Annotated in this window: 21 protein-coding genes; 11 read left to right on the top strand and 10 right to left on the bottom strand. The window is 61.3% G+C overall.

Annotated features, from left to right (window positions below; translation table 11 throughout):
• Positions 1-23: 23 nt before the first annotated feature.
• A complete protein-coding gene (locus ASD83_RS09145) occupies positions 24-1,112 on the top strand; it encodes an ABC transporter ATP-binding protein (RefSeq protein WP_056310167.1) in 1,089 nt (362 codons plus the stop codon).
• Positions 1,113-1,146: 34 nt separating this feature from the next.
• On the top strand, positions 1,147-2,064 hold the full coding sequence (locus ASD83_RS09140) for a phosphotriesterase (protein ID WP_056310165.1): 918 nt from the start codon (positions 1,147-1,149) through the stop codon (positions 2,062-2,064).
• Between the two features lie 187 nt (positions 2,065-2,251).
• Here the strand turns inward: ASD83_RS09140 and ASD83_RS09135 are convergent, their stop codons facing one another.
• Positions 2,252-3,142 (bottom strand): metallophosphoesterase family protein, encoded by an 891-nt coding sequence (locus tag ASD83_RS09135; RefSeq protein WP_056310163.1) that lies wholly within the window; start codon positions 3,140-3,142, stop codon positions 2,252-2,254.
• Between the two features lie 212 nt (positions 3,143-3,354).
• Between ASD83_RS09135 and ASD83_RS09130 the strand changes: the two genes are divergently transcribed.
• Complete coding sequence (locus ASD83_RS09130; RefSeq protein ID WP_035080555.1) at positions 3,355-3,828, top strand: NUDIX domain-containing protein; 474 nt, start codon at positions 3,355-3,357, stop codon at positions 3,826-3,828.
• Positions 3,829-3,835: 7 nt separating this feature from the next.
• On the opposite strand, the gene ASD83_RS09125 is transcribed toward ASD83_RS09130, so the two are convergent.
• Positions 3,836-4,795: a glutathione S-transferase family protein gene (locus ASD83_RS09125; protein ID WP_056310158.1), complete on the bottom strand. Its 960-nt coding sequence runs from the start codon at positions 4,793-4,795 to the stop codon at positions 3,836-3,838.
• Between the two features lie 363 nt (positions 4,796-5,158).
• On the opposite strand from ASD83_RS09125, the gene ASD83_RS09120 reads away from it, so the two are divergent.
• From ASD83_RS09120 to ASD83_RS09110, 3 genes are all read left to right on the top strand, one after another.
• Complete coding sequence (locus tag ASD83_RS09120; protein ID WP_056310156.1) at positions 5,159-5,707, top strand: GNAT family N-acetyltransferase; 549 nt, start codon at positions 5,159-5,161, stop codon at positions 5,705-5,707.
• Between the two features lie 78 nt (positions 5,708-5,785).
• Positions 5,786-6,406 carry a CoA pyrophosphatase gene (locus tag ASD83_RS09115; protein ID WP_056310154.1) on the top strand — a complete coding sequence of 207 codons (621 nt, stop codon included), beginning with the start codon at positions 5,786-5,788 and terminating at the stop codon, positions 6,404-6,406.
• Entirely contained in the window at positions 6,403-7,581 is a 1,179-nt protein-coding gene (locus ASD83_RS09110) for a CCA tRNA nucleotidyltransferase (protein ID WP_056310152.1), read from the top strand. Before ASD83_RS09115 ends, ASD83_RS09110 begins: the two co-directional genes overlap by 4 nt.
• Positions 7,582-7,589: 8 nt before the next feature.
• Here the strand turns inward: ASD83_RS09110 and ASD83_RS09105 are convergent, their stop codons facing one another.
• The 4 genes from ASD83_RS09105 to ASD83_RS09090 all read right to left on the bottom strand — a co-directional run bounded on the left by ASD83_RS09105 (position 7,590) and on the right by ASD83_RS09090 (position 10,387).
• Positions 7,590-7,787, bottom strand: coding sequence for a DUF1059 domain-containing protein (locus tag ASD83_RS09105; protein ID WP_056310150.1), 198 nt, complete (start codon positions 7,785-7,787; stop codon positions 7,590-7,592).
• 64 nt (positions 7,788-7,851) lie between these two features.
• Positions 7,852-9,024, bottom strand: coding sequence for an AAA family ATPase (locus ASD83_RS09100; RefSeq protein WP_056310147.1), 1,173 nt, complete (start codon positions 9,022-9,024; stop codon positions 7,852-7,854).
• Between the two features lies 1 nt (position 9,025).
• The gene (gene hemF / locus ASD83_RS09095; protein ID WP_056310146.1) at positions 9,026-9,898 is read right to left on the bottom strand and encodes an oxygen-dependent coproporphyrinogen oxidase; all 873 of its coding nucleotides are present in this window, start codon (positions 9,896-9,898) and stop codon (positions 9,026-9,028) included.
• Between the two features lie 18 nt (positions 9,899-9,916).
• A complete protein-coding gene (locus ASD83_RS09090; protein WP_056310144.1) occupies positions 9,917-10,387 on the bottom strand; it encodes a tRNA (cytidine(34)-2'-O)-methyltransferase in 471 nt (156 codons plus the stop codon).
• 226 nt (positions 10,388-10,613) lie between these two features.
• On the opposite strand from ASD83_RS09090, the gene petA reads away from it, so the two are divergent.
• The 5 genes from petA (at position 10,614) to ASD83_RS09065 (ending at position 14,373) form a co-directional block, all read left to right on the top strand.
• Complete coding sequence (petA, locus tag ASD83_RS09085) at positions 10,614-11,141, top strand: ubiquinol-cytochrome c reductase iron-sulfur subunit (protein ID WP_056310142.1); 528 nt, start codon at positions 10,614-10,616, stop codon at positions 11,139-11,141.
• Positions 11,142-11,155: 14 nt separating this feature from the next.
• Complete coding sequence (locus tag ASD83_RS09080) at positions 11,156-12,409, top strand: cytochrome b (RefSeq protein WP_056310140.1); 1,254 nt, start codon at positions 11,156-11,158, stop codon at positions 12,407-12,409.
• Positions 12,410-12,423: 14 nt separating this feature from the next.
• Positions 12,424-13,293, top strand: a complete 870-nt coding sequence (locus ASD83_RS09075; protein WP_056310138.1) for a cytochrome c1 — start codon at positions 12,424-12,426, stop codon at positions 13,291-13,293.
• 327 nt (positions 13,294-13,620) lie between these two features.
• A complete protein-coding gene (locus ASD83_RS09070; protein ID WP_056310136.1) occupies positions 13,621-13,815 on the top strand; it encodes a hypothetical protein in 195 nt (64 codons plus the stop codon).
• A gap of 24 nt (positions 13,816-13,839) precedes the next feature.
• Positions 13,840-14,373 (top strand): adenine phosphoribosyltransferase, encoded by a 534-nt coding sequence (locus ASD83_RS09065; protein WP_056310134.1) that lies wholly within the window; start codon positions 13,840-13,842, stop codon positions 14,371-14,373.
• A gap of 190 nt (positions 14,374-14,563) precedes the next feature.
• Here ASD83_RS09065 and ASD83_RS09060 read toward each other — a convergent pair whose 3' ends face one another.
• The 4 genes from ASD83_RS09060 to ASD83_RS09045 form a co-directional block, all read right to left on the bottom strand.
• Positions 14,564-14,962: a GFA family protein gene (locus tag ASD83_RS09060; protein ID WP_056310132.1), complete on the bottom strand. Its 399-nt coding sequence runs from the start codon at positions 14,960-14,962 to the stop codon at positions 14,564-14,566.
• A 71-nt stretch (positions 14,963-15,033) separates the two neighbouring features.
• Positions 15,034-15,432, bottom strand: coding sequence for a VOC family protein (locus ASD83_RS09055; protein ID WP_056310130.1), 399 nt, complete (start codon positions 15,430-15,432; stop codon positions 15,034-15,036).
• A 162-nt stretch (positions 15,433-15,594) separates the two neighbouring features.
• On the bottom strand, positions 15,595-15,768 hold the full coding sequence (locus tag ASD83_RS20925) for a hypothetical protein (RefSeq protein ID WP_156385897.1): 174 nt from the start codon (positions 15,766-15,768) through the stop codon (positions 15,595-15,597).
• Positions 15,769-16,107: 339 nt separating this feature from the next.
• A complete protein-coding gene (locus ASD83_RS09045) occupies positions 16,108-17,127 on the bottom strand; it encodes a TerC family protein (RefSeq protein WP_056310126.1) in 1,020 nt (339 codons plus the stop codon).
• Positions 17,128-17,160 lie beyond the last annotated feature (33 nt).

Below are 17,160 nucleotides of genomic sequence, written 5' to 3'. Positions count from 1 at the left end.
GAACCATCTGCAAGGAGGATGCGATGGCTGAACTGCAATTGCGTGGGATCAACAAGAGCTTTGGCTCGGTGAAGGTTCTGCACGACATCAATCTCGATATCGGGGACGGGGAATTCGTCGTTTTCGTCGGCCCCTCGGGCTGCGGGAAATCGACACTGCTGCGCAGCATTTCCGGGCTTGAGGAGCTCTCGTCGGGCCAGGTGCTGATCGGGGGCGAGGATGTGACCGATTTCGATCCATCCGAACGCGGGGTCGCCATGGTGTTCCAGTCCTATGCGCTTTATCCGCATATGACAGTGGCGCAGAATCTCGGCTTTGGCCTGCGCATGGGCGGGGCGGCCAAGGACGAGGTGGCCGAGCGCGTCGAAGGGGCGGCGCGCATTTTGGAACTGACCGAACTGCTCGATCGCAAGCCGCGGCAATTATCGGGTGGCCAGCGCCAGCGTGTCGCCATTGGCCGCGCCATCGTGCGCCAGCCCAAGGCCTTTCTGTTCGACGAGCCGCTGAGCAATCTCGATGCGGAACTGCGGGTGCAGATGCGTATCGAGATCGCCAAGCTGCACCATCAGCTCGGCGCGACCATGGTTTATGTGACCCATGATCAGGTGGAGGCCATGACGCTGGCTGACCGTATCGTCGTGCTGCGTGCCGGGCGCATCGAGCAGCAGGGGAGCCCGGTCGAGCTCTATGATAATCCCGACAATATCTTTGTGGCCGGGTTTATCGGCTCGCCTAGGATGAATTTTCTTGAGGGCACGATTATTGCGATCGAGGGGCAGATGCTGACGGTATCGCTGTCGGCTTTCGATGCGCCGGCTCTGCAGGTGAAACGCCGCGGTTCGGGCGGGGCTGTGGGCGAAAAGATCAATGTCGGCATCCGGCCGGAGCATTTTGCCGATGCGGCATTGGGCGGTCCGGTATTGACGGCGAGCGCGCAGGTGATCGAGCAGCTTGGCGGCGTGTCCTATGTCTATGGTGTGGGCACGGATGGGGAAACCAAGGTAACCATTCAACAAAAGGGCCATTCGCGTGTTGCGGTCGGCGCGCCGATTGCTGTCGGGATCGAGCCTGATGCGGCGCTGGCCTTTGGGCTCGATGGATCAAGGATGTAGCGGGCCACTGTCCGGGCCGTTTGGGAGATATGAAATGCGCCGACTTTATACGACCCTCGGTGCGCTCGGCGCCGATCAGCTGGGCATGATCCTGCCGCATGAGCATGTGTTTGTCGATCTGCGGACGCCTGACCAGCCCGGCTATGCCGAAGCTTCCGTGGAGGAGGTTTTGGCGCTGATGGTGCCGCAGATCGAGGCGATCAAGGCGCTCGGGGTGACGGCGCTCGTCGAGTGTTCGACAGGGGGGGTGGGCCGGCGCGCCGACATGGATCTGGCTGTCAGCAAGGCCACCAATTTTCCCATAGTGGTGCCGACCGGTAATTATCGGGAGCCCTGGATACCGGCATGGGTGGCGGCGGCGAGTGAAGACGCGCTCCATGACTGGATGCTGGCGGAGCTACAGGACGGTATCGAGCAGACCGGCTTCAAGGCGGGCTGGATCAAGCTCAGTGCCGGCGACGATGGCATGACCAGGCTGGAGGAGCGCATTCTGCGCGCGGCAACGCGGGCGGCCATTGCGACCGACGCTCTGATCGGCAGCCATACGATCCGGGGGCGGGTGGTGATGGACCAGCTCGATATCATTGAAGCCGAAGGCGGATCGGCTGCTCGTTTTGTTTCCATTCATACCCAGGCGGAGCCCGATTTCGGACTGCACAAAGCGCTCGTGGAGCGCGGCGCCTGGATCGAATATGACAATGTGGGTGCGGTTCCGGTCGAGGAAAGTGCCGGGCTGGTGCTTAAGGCGCTGGACGCGGGGCTTGGGGACAAATTGCTGATCAGCCATGATCGTGGCTGGTTCGACCCGGCGCTCCCCAAGGGTGGGGAGCCAAAACCTTATACGGTGGTCAGCACCGAACTCCTGCCCATGCTGGCGGCGGCAGGGGTCGGCGAGGAGACGATTGTGGGGCTTACCCATCGCAATCCGTTCGCTGCGTTTTCGCGGCCGTGATGGGGGTGAAAACGGTGTAGCTCCAGTAGCCTTCATGGTGAGGTGCTTTGCAGAGCAAAGCCTCGAACCACGAGGGCGTGGCGTTGAGGCATCGGTGCACGCCCTCGTGGTTCGAGGCTCCACTTCGTTCCGCACCTCACCATGAGGTCTACTGGAGAAAGCTCGCTCAATCAGAGAGTGAAATTCTTTAGTAGATCCGCATCTGCATGCGCATGACGATGTCGCTGCCGATGCGCTGGAAGCCGTATTCGCGCATGGTGCAGGACCAGCCGTCGCCGTTTTTCTCGATACGGAAGAGGTTGTAGCGGGCCGGGTCGTCCAGCGTTCCACCCTGCGCTGCGCTGGCCGCGGCAACGCCGATCACCGGGACTTCGTGGTCGAGCCCGGGAATATGGTGGATCGAGGAGCGGTGCGTGTGGCCGTGGAGGATCATTTCGGCACCAAAGGTGGCGATGACCTTGCGGAAGAGCCGGTGGCCCTTGAGGCCGAAGGAAGGATGCTGCAATTCGGCATTGGGCGGGTGATGAATCATCACGACGCGGAAATAGCCGGCATCGCCCAGAAGTTTTAGCATCCGTTCGAGCCGCGCAGCCTGCTTTTCTTCGAAGCGCCCGATGGCGAAGAAGGGGGGAGTGGGCACGGCGCTTGAACAGGAGATGATCGCGACGTCGCCGACGCGGCGCACGAAGGGAAAAGGCGCGCCTTCGAGCGTCTCGCCCTTGAGATATTCGCCCCACATGTCGCGCGCCATTTCGAGGGCGCCGGGCACATAGGCATCGTGATTGCCGGGGCACACGGCGGTGCGATCGCTGGTGCCCAGAGCCTGCAACCACTCCCCGGCACGGCGAATTTCGGCGGGCAGGGCGAGGTTGGTGAGATCGCCCGTTACGGCGGTGAAATCGGCGTTCTGCTCCTGCATATGCGCGACGAGGCGCGTCAGCGTTTCGGAGTTGAGCTCGCCGTGGCGCTTGAGCTTCCAGTTGAGGTAGCCGGTCAGGCGCTTGCCGACAAGGTTCCCCAGGGCCACCTCCGGCATGGGCGAGAGGTGAATATCCGATATGTGCGCAAGCGTTGTCATCGGGAGGGGTTTTGCCAGAAGGTTTTACGCAGGGAAACGGTCAATCGACCGCAAGGGTCGGATTTTCGGGGCAAAATCTGGTGACCGGTTTGAAACAGGTGGGCTTCAAACGCTTGAATAGGCGCTTGGCTGCATCGGGAAAGCGCGAAAGCGCTATCGACTTTTGCGCAGGAAACGCTACCCCTGCGGCAAGTTCGACGGAGAAGCCAGACATGATGAACCGATTCCAGCGCGTGCGCGCCAAGGTGTTTCTCACCATTATCGGCATCATTCGCCACATGACGATCGGCACGCGCGTCATGCTGGTTGATGGCAACAAGGTGTACCTGATCCGCCATACGCTCATTCCGGGCTGGCAGTTCCCCGGCGGCGGGATCGAGCCGGGCGAAACGGCGGAGGCCTCCGGCGCGCGCGAAACGCTGGAAGAAACCGGGCATCGCGTTACCGGCCCGATGGAGCTCTTCGGCGTCTATCACAATTCGAGCTCGGTCACGAACCGCGACCACGTGCTGTTCTATGTGGCACGGTCACACGAGTTCGTTTTCGTGCGCAAGAAGGATCACGAGATCGCCGAGGGCGGGTGGTTCGAGATCACGAAATTGCCTGAAGGCGTGACCCCCGCGACGTCCCAGCGCATCGACGAAGTGTTCGACGGTGCGCCCAAGCGGGATGTCTGGGGGTACTGAGCCGGCCTTAATCGACGAACGACAGTTTGGGGCCGATCGGCACGATGCGGTGCGGGTTGATGGTGATGTGGCTCCAATAGTAGTGCGTCTGGATGTGGCCGATATCGACCGTTTCCTTGACGCCGGGAACTTCGTAGAGCGCTTTCAGGTAGTGCGACAGGTTCGGATAGTCGGCGATCTGCCGGCGGTTGCACTTGAAGTGGCCGAAATAGACGGCGTCGAAGCGCACGAGGGTCGTGAACAGGCGCCAGTCGGCTTCGGTGATGCTATCGCCGGTCAGGTAGGCGTTTTCGCCCAATAGGCCTTCGGTCCAATCGAGGGCGTCGAAAAGCTTGTTGGCGGCCTCTTCATAAGCGACCTGGGTCGTCGCGAAGCCAGCTTTGTAGACGCCGTTGTTGATGTCGTCATAGACGCGGGCATTGATCGCGTCGATCGTTTCGCGCGAGGCTTCGGGGTAGTAGTCGTCGGTGTTGCCGGTCAGCTCGTTGAAGGCTGAATTGAACATGCGGATAATCTCAGCACTTTCGTTGGAAACGATCGTGTTGGTCTTCTTGTCCCAGAGGACAGGTACGGTGACGCGGCCGGTGTAGTCGGGCTTCGCTGCCGTATAGACCTGGTGGAGAAAATCCTTGCCGAGCAGGGTGTCGCCGGTCGAGCCTTCGTCGGTCTTGAAACTCCAGCCGGTTTCGTCGGGCATTTTTGGGGAAACCACTGAGACCGAGATCAGGCTTTCGAGTTCCTTGAGCTTGCGGAAGATCAGGGTGCGGTGGGCCCAGGGACAGGCGAGCGACACATAGAGATGGTAGCGACCGGCCTCGGCAGCGTAGCCGCCTTCGCCGGTGGGGCCGGGGCTGCCGTCAGCGGTGACCCAATTGCGGAAGCCGGATTGCGAGCGCACGAATTTACCGCCGGTCTTGCTGGTGTCGTACCACTTGTCCGACCATTTGCCGTCGATCAATTGTCCCATCTTTGGTCCTTTTTCGTCATCTTGCTGTCGGCATTGTCCGCTCATCTGCGTCCACGCCGCGCTGCGTCGTTTCTGTTGCCGCAAACTTAGTCGCCGCGATCAGAACTGATAAGGCACCTCGGGCGCAACAATGCGTTGTGCAATTGGGATACACCGATGCAGAGACAACAGGAATTTCAGCCATGATGCCGATATTCCCATTTACGGGCGACCATGCTGGTGCTAATGCGGATTCAGACGTGGAGGCGTCCAGGATGGTGAAGGTTTTGCAGATGTTCCGACGACCCTAGTTGGTCGATTTCGCGCGGTCCCCTTGGGGCGATCGCATGTCCATCTGCACGTAAATCTTTCCTGGATAGACCCATGACCACGCTCGTTGCGGCCGAGGCCGTCGCTACCCTTCTTCCTGGCCAGCCTGTCGTTCGGCCTGCTACCCCTGCCGATGATGCATTTGTCGAAGACCTGCAGGCGATTGCCTTTGGTCCAGGCCGGTTTGCGCGCACCGCGTTCCGGGTCCGCGAGCGGTTCCCGATTGATCCGAGCCTGAGCCTGATCTCGGACGTCGATGGCACGCCCTCGGGCGCTGTGTGGATGACGCCGATCAGCGTTGGCGGCGTTAAAGGGTATCTGCTCGGGCCGCTGGCGACGCATCCCAATTTCCGCAAGCGGGGCGCTGGCAAGCTCCTGGCGCGGGAAGTCAGCAAGCGCGCCTTGGCGCGCGGCGAAGGGCATTTCGTGCTGCTGGTGGGCGATCAGGATTATTATTGCCCGCTTGGCTGGGTGCCGACGACGCCAGGCAATATCCAGTTTCCCGGCCCGGTGGACACCAGCCGTGTGCTGCTGCTGGCCGATGATCCGGAATTGGCGAAGACGCTGACCGGTTCGATCGCTGCTTTTGAAGCCGGCGCCTGAGGGCGATCAAAACGGGTGCATCGGGGCAGGGGCTCGCATAAACTCCTGCCCGTGATGCCTATTCGCCCGGACGCTTCCTTGCCCATCGATATGCCGATTGCCGAACTCCTTGCCGGCCGCCTTCTGGCTTTGCCGCCCGCCTTGCCGGTGGGGAATGACCTCGTGCCCGACTGGGCGCCACTCGAGCCTTTTTCGCGGCCGCCAACGCTTGCTGCGGTGTTGATCGGGCTTGTGCGCCGGCCCGAGGGACATACCGTCCTTTATACCGAGCGATCGCCGGACCTGCGTTCGCATTCGGGCCAGGTGGCTTTTCCGGGCGGCAAGATGGATGCGGGCGATGCGCATGCAGGCGCTGCGGCTTTGCGGGAAGCCAATGAGGAAGTCGGACTTGAGCCGGCCGAAGCCAATATTCTGGGCTATATGGAGCCCTATTTCACCGGCAGCAATTACCTGATCACGCCTGTTATTGCCGAAGTGCTGCCGAGCGGGCCCTTCGTGCCCAACCCCGGTGAAGTGCATTCGGTGTTCGAAGTGCCGCTCAAGCGTATTCTCGATTCCGCCAGCTATGGGCGTTTTCGCATCAAACGGGGCGGCAAGGAGCATTCGACCTGGCAGATCGATCACGATGGCCACGTGATCTGGGGCATTACAGCCAATCTCACCCGAAAATTCCGTGACCTTATTTTGGGTGAACCATGATCCCCGACCATCTGCCGCAAACTGAATGGCTTGCCCGTCCGGAGGTGCAGGCGATTTTCGCCGCGCTCGATGGGCACGAGGGCAAGACGCGCGCCGTCGGGGGGATCGTCCGCGATACCTTGATGGGGCGACTGAGCCCTGAGGCCGATATCGATATGGCCACCGAGCTGCTTCCCGTCGCGGTGATGCAGCGCGCGAAAGCGGCGGGGATTGTGGTTTATCCCACGGGTATCGACCATGGGACGGTGACGCTGCGGCTTAACGAGACCACGGTGGAAGTCACGACGCTGCGGCGCGATGTCGAGACCGACGGCCGCCATGCGCAGGTGCAGTTCGGCACGGACTGGACCGAGGACGCCAAGCGCCGGGATTTGACGCTCAACGCGATCTATTGTGGGTTTGATGGCAGGCTTTTCGATCCGCTGAAGGGGGCGGGGGATGCTCTCGCGGGCCGTGTGCGCTTTATCGGCAATGCCGCCGAGCGCATCGCCGAGGATGGCTTGCGCGTCTACCGGTTCTTCCGCTTTTCGGCGAGCCATGGTGGCGAGAAGCTCGATGCGGAGGGGCTGGCGGCTTGTCAGCTGGCGGTGGGGAAGCTCGATCATCTGTCGGCGGAGCGTGTTGGCTCGGAAATGCTGCGGATGCTGGCATTGCCGAAAATTGCGCTGACCATCGCGGTGATGAACGAGATCGGGCTTTTGGCACTATCGCGCAGCGAGTTGTCGGCGGTTTTGCGCTATGAGGTTCTGGGTGGCCACAATCCTGCGGCGCGGCTGGCGCTTTTGGCGGGGAGCGATATCGACGCCCAGCAGGAGCGCTGGCGGCTTTCCAATGCATCGGTTGAAGCGGCGCGGCGGGTTTTTTCGGCGGCGGCGCTTATGTCCGAGGATCAGGTGGCGCTGGGGGTCTATCGCTATCGCGATGAGGCTATCGAGGGATTGGCGGTGGCCGCTGCCCAGCACAATTGGCCGCGCGAGCGGCTGATGGAAGCAGCCCGCGAAATTGCGCGGCTGCCCAATCCGGATTTTCCGGTTTCGGGCAAGGATATAGTGGCAAACGGGATCGAACCCGGGCCAGAAGTAGGAGCAACTCTGGCCCGGCTGGAGACGCTTTGGGTGCAAAGCGCCTTTTCGCTGACGCGGGATGAGCTTCTGGAAAGCCTGGATATCCGATAGCGCGAGGCTTAGTGCTTCGTGGTGCCTTTGGCATCTACGTCCACAATGCGCTCCTTGATCCGCTCCACCATTTCGGGGCGAACTATGGTTTCACCGTGGAAATTCTTGAGGTTTTCCACGGCGCGCCGCACCACTTCAGCCTCACTTTCGGCTTCGGCCTTCCAGGTCGAGCCGGGGATAAGCGTACCGGAATCAAAGCGTTTCATTGCGTTTCCTCCTTCGTATTCTCTCGGGGTAGAGGCAGAAACGTCGCAGTGGCGGGGGTGGTTCCTAGTCGTCGGCGAATTCGCCGAGCTGCCCCAGACCTTCGAGCCAGGTGCCATCGTCGCCGCGGATGACTTCGCGCGGCAGGACGCCACTGCCTTCGCCGATTGCATTGCCAAGTTCGCGGTCGTGCGTGACGACCCAGATCTGGCTCCGCTCCGCTGCCTTGACGATCATGCGCGCGAGGATGGGCAGCAGCGAGGGGTGGAGGCTGGTTTCGGGTTCGTTGAGCGCAATGAACGGGGGCAGGCGATAGGACATCAGCGCCCCGGCAAGAGCCAGAAACTGCAGGGTGCCGTCCGAGAGCTCGTGTGGCGCAAAGACCCGCTTGGGCATTTCGGGATAGCGAAAGCCGAAGGTGGCGTGATCCTCGACGGGAGGAATGACCAGCTCGACGCCCGGGAAGGCATCGGCGATGGCGCGGTCGAGGTCGATCGTATCGCCTCGAATATGGCGCAGGGTGGCGAATACGGCGCCCAGATTGCTGCCGTCGGAGGCAAGGGTAGGGGAGGTCACCGCACGCGACGGCCGGCGGAGCGCCGAGTCCGGATCAGTCCGGAACCCATGGAAGAAGCGCCAGCCGAGAATGGCATCGCGCAGCGTGGCGATTTCCGGGCGACCGCCGAGGCGGGCCAGGGCGGGCTCGCTAGGGAGGAGATCTTCGTCGGCGGTTTCGCGGCGGCCGCTGGCGTCGCGGGCCCAGGCAACAGGGCCCTTGCGCTCCATCAGCATCACCGGCTTGCCGCGGTGGCGCATTTCGGCCAGTTCGCTTTTGATCTGGGCTTCGTTTGGAAAGGCGGCAGAGGTGGGCGGCGCAAAGCCGGCTTCCAGGCGGTAGCGCAAGCCCTCGTCAAAGCCCTCCAGTTCGCTGAATTCGGCCTCAAGAACCAGACGGCGGCTTTCGCCTGCGCGGTAGCCATCGGTGCGAAATTTGGGATCGAAACTGCCATCGGCGGTGAGGTTTTTGCCGCCGGCCCAGAAGACCGAGGCCAAGCCGCCTTCGCGGGCCAGTTCCTCGGCAAAAGTGCCCCTGGCAGCGCTCTGCATGAGTTCGAGCGAGCGGTAGAGATTGGTCTTGCCCACGCCATTGCCGCCGATGAGTACGGTCAGCTGGCGCAGGGGGAAGCGGATGCGGCGCACCGAGCGATAGCCTGATATCTCGAGCGCCGCGAGGGTCATGTCAGGGCCATTTCACCGCGGGTGGCATGGAGGAGAGAATGGAGTTCACATTGCCGCCGGTCTTGAGCCCGAAAGTGGTGCCGCGATCGTAGAGGAGGTTGAACTCCACATAGCGGCCGCGACGCACCAATTGTTCGTCGCGTTCTGCTTCGGTCCAGTTGGTTTCGAAATGGCGGCGGACCAGCTTGGGATAAATGGTGTTGAAGGCTTCGCCCACCGCTTTGGTGAAGGCGAAGTCGGCGTCCCAATCGCCGGAATTGAAGTGGTCGTAAAAGATGCCGCCAGTGCCGCGCGGTTCGTTGCGGTGGGGCAGGAAGAAATATTCGTCGCACCAGGCTTTGAAACGATCGTAATCGACGCCGGGGCGGCCTTCGCAGGCTTGCCGCATGGCAGCGTGGAATTCGAGCGTATCGGGATCGTCCTGGCTGCGTTTGCGATCGAGTACGGGGGTCAGGTCGGCGCCGCCGCCCCACCACTGTTTTCCCGTGACGATCATGCGCGTGTTCATATGCACGGCCGGAACATGGGGGTTCCAGGGGTGGATGATCAGGGAAATGCCCGAACTCCAGAAGGCCGTGCCAGCTTCGGTGCCCGGCATCTGCTTGGCAAAATCCTCGGAGAAATTGCCGTGGACCGAGGAAATATGGACGCCGGCTTTTTCGAAGACGCGGCCATGGAGCATGGACATTTCGCCCCCGCCGCCGGCGGCACGGTCCCAGGGGGTGCGCTCGAACTTGCCGGCGGGCATATGGGCATTGGGGCCGGTGACTTCGGCTTCGATGGCTTCGAGGCCGGCGCAGATGCGGTCGCGCAGGGCGCGGAACCAGGCGGCGGCGGTGGTCTTCTTGGTTTCGATATCGGCAGGGAGGGTCATAGCGGGGGGAATGGACCTTCAGGAAAGCTCTGTAAAGCGGCCAATCTGTCTCATGGCCTCGCCAACTATCATGCTGCCGGCGAGCGCAACATTGATCGAGCGCAAACCGGGGCGCATGGGAATGCGAATGCGCAGGTCGCTGCGCTCGGCCACAGAATCAGGGACGCCGGCGCTTTCGCGGCCCAGCATCAGGATATCGCCGGAGGCGAAACTGGCTTCGTAGGCTGATTGGCTGGATTTGGTGGTCAGCAGGACGAGCCGCCGGTGTTCTGCGGTTCGCCAGGCGTCGAAGGCCTCAAAACTGTCGTGCTGCTGGATGACGGCGTGCTCCACATAGTCGAGGCCGCTGCGTGACAGGTTTTGCGGGGTGATGGGGAAGCCCGAGGGGTGAATGATATGGACGGTGAGGCCAAGGCAGGCGCCGAGGCGCACCAGCGTGCCGGTATTGTTGGCAATGTCGGGCTGATAGAGGGCAAGATCGAGCGACAAGGGCACTGTCCCCGGGGCGTGCCCGGTCCATCCGAGAGGTTCGGCGTTAGGATATAGTTGCGCTTGAGCAAACTGTCACCCGTCGCGCACTGGACAAGCCCAGCCGAGAGTGCAAAAAGAACCGCAACTGACGGACCGCTTGAGGGCGGCTGGCTTGTCGATTCTGCTTATGGTGTCGAGGGCTGGAGCCGGTTCCGTCATTTGTGCATCGTACGGGGAAACGGACTTGTCCACGCAAGCAGAACACTCATCCACCAACCGGCGGGATTTTCTCTTCGTCGCCACAGGCGCCGTCGGCGCTGTTGGTGCCGCCGCAGTGGTATGGCCGCTGATCAATCAGCTCAATCCGGACGCGTCCACGCTGGCGCTTGCCAGCATTCAATATGATGTGGGCCCGATTGCCGAAGGGCAGTCGGTGACCATCATGTGGCGCGGTCTGCCGGTCTTTGTGCGTCATCGTACGCCCAAGGAAATCGAGGAAGCCCAGGCCGTTCCGATGTCCGACCTCAAGGATCCGGAAACCGACGAGGCACGTACCAAGCCCGGCCACGAACAGTGGCTGATCATGATCGCCAATTGCACCCATCTCGGGTGTATCCCTGTTGGTGAATCGGGCGATTTCGATGGCTGGTTCTGCCCATGCCATGGTTCGCACTATGACTCGGCTGGTCGTATCCGCCGCGGCCCCGCACCCAAGAATCTGGTCGTGCCGCCGTATGAATTTCTCAGCGATACGCTGGTCCAGATCGGTTAGTGGGGGCTTTTCCGATGTCAGAACATTCGACTTACGTTCCAGGAAATGCCGTTGAGAAGTGGCTGGACGACCGCCTGCCGGTGGTGCGTTTTGCCAAAGAACATCTCATGGACTTCCCCACGCCGAAGAACCTCAACTACTGGTGGACGTTCGGCGCCATTCTCGTGATGTGCCTCGGTGTGCAGATCGTCACCGGCATCATTTTGGCGATGCACTATACGCCCAATGTGGCGATGGCGTTCGACTCGGTCGAGCATATCCGTCGCGACGTCAATGGCGGCCGCATCATCCAGGCAACCCACGCGGTGGGCGCCTCGATGTTCTTCATCGCGCTTTATATCCACATGTTCCGCGGGCTGTTCTACGGCTCCTACAAAGCACCGCGCGAAATCCTCTGGATCCTCGGCGTTGTGATCTTCCTCCTCACCACGGCTACTGCGTTCATGGGCTACATCCTGCCCTGGGGCCAGATGAGCTTCTGGGGTGCGACGGTTATCTCCAACATTTTCACCGCCATTCCGCTGGTCGGCGAAAATATCAAGCAGCTCGTGCTTGGCGGCTTTGCGGTCGGCAATCCGACGCTCAACCGCTTCTTCTCGCTGCACTACCTGCTGCCGTTCATCATCGCAGCTGTCGTGGCGCTGCACATCTGGGCGCTGCACGTGCCGGGCAATAACAACCCGGTCGGCGTCGAGGTGAAGGATAGCCGTGATACCGTGCCCTTCCATCCGTATTACACGATGAAGGATCTCTACGGCATGGTGCTGTTCATGATCCCGTTTGCCTGGTTCGTGTTCTTCGCGCCTGACATTCTTGGTCACCCTGACAACTATGTGATGGCCAATGCCCAGGTGACGCCGGCCCACATCGTGCCGGAATGGTATCTGCTGCCGTTCTATACGATCCTGCGCGCCATCGATTTCAACATCCTGTTCATCGACTCCAAGCTCGGCGGCGTTATCGCCATGGGCGGCGCGATGCTCATGCTGCTGATCGTGCCGTGGCTCGATACGTCCAAGGTTCGTTCGGGCGTGTTCCGTCCGATGTTCAAGTGGTTCTTTGCGCTGTTTGCCATCAACTTCGTTGGTCTGATGTATCTCGGCGCACAGCCGGCCGAGGGCATCTACACCGTGATGGCCAAGGTCTGCACTGCTTACTACTTCATCTACTTCCTCGTGATCCTGCCGGTGCTGTCGCGTATCGAAACGCCAAAGCCCCTGCCAACCAGCATTTCCGAGAGCGTTCTCGGCAAGAATGCACACGCGTGATCGGGGCGAGTAACATGAACATCCGTAAGCTCATCATCACTGCTGCCGCGCTCGCCGCCGGTCTTGCCATGGCTCCGGCCCAGGCAGCCGGGGGCGGTGCGCATGTCGAACGCCAGTCCTGGTCGTTCGGCGGCATCTTCGGTACCTACGACACCAACCAGCTGCAGCGCGGCTTCCAGGTTTTCCGGGAAGTCTGCTCGAGCTGCCACAGCGCGCACCTCATCTCCTTCCGCAATCTGATGGAAGAGGGTGGCCCGGAGTTCTCCGAGGCACAGGTTCGTGCATTGGCGCTGGAATATGAAGTGGCCGATATCACCGCCGAAAGCGGCCGCCGTCCGGCCGTGCCGGCCGATCGCTGGCCTTCGCCTTTCGCCAACGATCAGGAAGCCCGCGATGCCAATGGCGGCGCGTTGCCGCCTGACTTCTCGGTGCTGGCCAAGGCCCGCGGCGTGACCGATCCGTTCCCGACCTGGATTTTCAACTACTTCACCGGTTACCAGGAAGGCGGCCCGGATTATATCCACGCGCTGCTCAACGGCTATCATGAAGAGGTGCCGGAAACGGCCCCGCACAGTGCGGATGGCACGCCTTTCCAGCTGCCTGAAGGCAAGCATTACAATGACTACTTCCCCGGCCACGCCATCGGCATGGCTCCGCCACTGGCGGATGGGGTGGTCAGCTATGCAGAAAGCGAAGACGGCCAGTCTGTGCCGCAAACGCTGGAACAGTATTCCACCGACGTTGCCGCCTTCATGATGTGGATGGCCGAGCCGCACTTGGTCTCGCGCAAGCAGACCGGTTTTGCCGTGCTGATCTTCCTCGTGCTGTTTGCCGGCCTGATGTATGGCACCAAGCGCAAGATCTGGGCTGGTATCGAACACTGACCATCGGCCGCTCCGCGGCAAAATCGCCCCGGTGGGGCGATTTCAAGTGGTCAGGCCCGAAGAGCTACGCTCGCAGGGCATGCACTGCACTTCAAGATTGGGGCCGCAAGGCCCCTTTCTTTTTGCCGTCGCGGCAAAATCGCCTCGGTAGGGCGATTTCAGATGGTCGGGCCCGAAGAGCTACGCTCGCAGGGCTTACAGCGAAGATTTGGATCAGGGGCCCTCGGGCCCCTTTTCTTTTTCCCCTCACACCCTCGCAAGGCCCCTTGCCATTCCAAGCCTCAACCGCAATATGAGGCAGTATTGGTTTTGTGGGAGGAGGTTGCCTTGTCCGCCATTCGCCTGGCTGTCACCGTCGTGTCCGCCGCCATGACCGTGAGCCGCCATCCTGCCGTCCGCGCCGGCATTCAAGCTGTGGCCAACAATCCCAAGGCTCGCGAAGCCGCCGTCACTGCGACCCGCAGCGTCGCCTACAATGCTGGCGTCATCGCCCGCCATATCGTCGGTCGCCGCACTCCCTGATTTCCAAGTCTTACAAGGCCTTCCATGTCGCTCGACCTGAAGTCGCTCGTCCGCACGATTCCGGACTATCCTAAGCCGGGGATCCTCTTTCGTGACATCACCACGCTGATCGAGCACCCGGAAGGGTTCAAGGAAAGCGTCGAGCGGATGGCTGCAGCGCATCGTGGGCTGGGTTTTACTCATGTCGCCGGTATCGAAGCGCGCGGCTTTATCTTCGGGGCAGGCGTCGCCATTGCGCTTGGCGTCGGTTTCGTGCCGGTTCGCAAGCGCGGCAAGCTGCCGGGCACGACGATTGGCCAGAATTATGCGCTGGAATATGGGGTCGATACGATCGAGATCCATGCCGATGTGCTGAACGAAACGCACAAGGTGCTCGTGGTCGATGATCTGATCGCTACCGGGGGTACGGCCATTGCCGCGGTCGGCTTGATCCGCCGGACGGGTGCCACCTGCGATCATGCCTCGTTTGCCATCGACCTGCCGGACCTTGGCGGCGCCGACAAGCTGCGGGCGGAAAAGGTCGATGTTCATGCGCTGATGGCGTTTGAGGGGCACTAAGCCAGCATTTGCTCGAGCGCATCCTGAGGCGCCGCGAAGCGGCGTGGAAGGACGAGGTCATGCGCATGACAGCTCCTCTGCCACGCCCCCGTGGTTCGATGCCCTCGGTCAAGCCCGAGGGCACCTCACCATGAGAGCTACTGGATCATGAGGGCTACCGAGAGACCGTGAGGGCTACCGGGAGGCGGGCCTACCAGTTGTTGCGGCCGTCCATCTTTTCGATCTTCAGCTTCGACCAGTCGAGCGAATCGACGGCGTTGAGATTGATGGCGAAGGTGCGCGTGCTGGGCATGGCGCCCGGTTCGCCCTTGGGTGTGCCATCGGCATTGTAGACGGAGGCCCAGTCGGGTGAACTGCCCCAGGTATGGATGCCGCAATTGGCGCAGAAGTGGTGTTCGTTCATGCCGCCGCTGGCAGAATAAATCTTGTCGCTGTCGAGCGAATTGAACGCCAGCTCACCCTCTTCGAAATAGGCCCAGATCGCGCCGGTGCGCTGGCAGAAACTGCAATTGCAGCTCTTGCCTTCAGTGGGCAAGCGGGGCAGGGTGATGCGCGTGGCACCGCAGTGGCAGGTTGCGATCAGCGACATGGGATTCTCCTCAAACTGGATGGTCCCGATGTAGCGGCAGAGACTGACAGGTCATGTCAGCACGCTCTGGATCAGGCCGCCGCCATTTCCGTCATGCGGGGGTCAACGAGGCAGAACTGGTTGCCCTCGGGGTCGCGCATCACCGTATAGGTGGGCAAAACCCGGTCCAGCGTGGCTCCGGCTGTCTTCAGGCGTTCGACCTCGCTGCTGCGATTGCCGGTCTCGATGTCGAGATGCACGCGGTTATTGTCGTAGACGCGGCCATCGACGTTCTGGAAGCAGATCGAGGGGCCGGGACCATCGACCATCACGGTCGTATCGGTCTCGGGCGTCAGGCCGAGGGCCGCAAGGCGAGCAATCTCGTCTGCATCATAGGGCCGTACAGCATAGCCATCGAGAAGTTCGGCCCAGAAACGAGCGAGAACAGCCGGCTTGTCGCAGTCGAAGACGATCTCGTGGATCACACCCATTTGCGCTTCTCCTTTGTCATTATGACAATTCTGCTATTGGGCAAATGCGGCAAGTTTAGAGCACTGCTTTGCTTGTCGGGCTTTCCATTGTGGCGGTTTCAACGAAGCTCTTGTTGTCGCTTGGAAAAGTGAGGCCGGTGTTTTCCACCGGCCTCGCCCATTTTAGTGGTGTTGTTTGCCATCCAGCAGCTTTTCGAGTGGCGGCAGGCCAGGTGTTTTGGCCGGGGCCTTGGCTTTTGGCTGCAGCTTTTGGGGCTGGGGCGGCTGTTGTCCGTGCCGCGGCACGTTGTGCGCATGGTTGATCGGTTGCGGGCGTTGGAACTGGTTTTTCGGCATAGGTCTATCCTTCCGGCCAGCGGCGTTTCCCGGTGGCCAAGCCAAGTGGAACAGGACGCGCGGGAATGCGCGCGGATGCGGAAAAGCAGAGACGCCGATAGCGGGGGCAGAGGGGAGCCAGGGAAAGATTTGGGCCGTCCGTAGATCGACCGCTGCCACACGCGCCATCATGACTGGCCGGTCCCCGATACGGGGGTGCCAAGACAAGTCAGAAGCGTCAGGGGTGCGGTTTCAGATCATTTCTGGACAGGGCCTCCAAAGCGCGTTGCGCAAGGAAATATACAAAAAAGAGGCGGCCCGGGTCAACCGGGTCGCCTCTTTGGGTTCTGATGGTGCCGATCAGGGCTCGAGCTGACCCTGCTTGGGGTCTTCCTGAGCGCTGATATTGGGCTCGTTGCGGGTCTTCCAGAGCGAGAAGATGACGCCGCCCGCCAGGATCGCCAGCGTCACCAGCAGCGAGAGCAGGGTGTCGATGTGGATGTGGAAGGGCACCAGCGAAATCTTGATACCGACCAGCACCAGAATGATCGCCAGCGAGGTCTGGAGGTAGCGGAAGCGGTTCATTGCCGCGGCCAGGGCAAAGTACAGCGAGCGCAGGCCGAGGATGGCGAAGATGTTCGAGGTGTAGACGATGAATGTGTCCTGAGTGACCGCGAAAACGGCCGGCACGGAGTCCACCGCGAAGATCAGGTCGACGATTTCGACCATGATCAGGGCCACGGCCAGCGGGGTCAGCCAGGTCACCAGCTTGCCGGTGGTCGGGTGCGCCTGCTTGACGGTGAAAGAGCGGCCATGCAGTTCCTTGGTGACCCGGAAGTGCTTGGAGATGAACTGGAAGACCTTGTTGTCCTCCAGATGCGGTTCCTCATCCTGATGGCGGAACATGCGGAAGCCGGTGAAGATCAGGAAGGCACCAAAGCCGAGCAGGATCCAGCTGAACTGGTTGACCAGCGCGGCGCCGACGCCAATCAGCACGGCACGGAAGAGGATCACGCCCAGAATGCCCCAGAACAGCACACGATGCTGGTAGAGGCGGGGAATGCCGAGGAAGCCGAAGATGGTGGCGATGACGAACATATTGTCCATCGCCAGGCTCTGTTCGAGCAGATAGCCGGTGTAGAATTCGAGACCAGCCGTGGCGCCGCGCTGCCACCAGACCCAGGCGCCGAAGGCGAGGGCAATCAGGACATAAAAGCCATAGAGCAGCAGGCTCTCCTTGGCTTCGATCTCGTGCTCATCCTTGTGCAGAATGCCGAGGTCGAAAACAAGCAGACCAATGACGATCGCAATGAACGCGATCCAGAAATAGACGGGGGTTCCGAGAAAATCGCCCGAAAGGGCGGCAAAAAGCGTTTCCATACGCCGGACCTTCTCCATGTAACGAGGTGGAGC

The sequence above is a fragment of the Devosia sp. Root685 genome, from assembly GCF_001427875.1.
Classification (GTDB): domain Bacteria; phylum Pseudomonadota; class Alphaproteobacteria; order Rhizobiales; family Devosiaceae; genus Devosia.
Note: the sequence above shows the minus strand (reverse complement) of the source record. Positions and strands in the feature narration are given on the sequence as shown.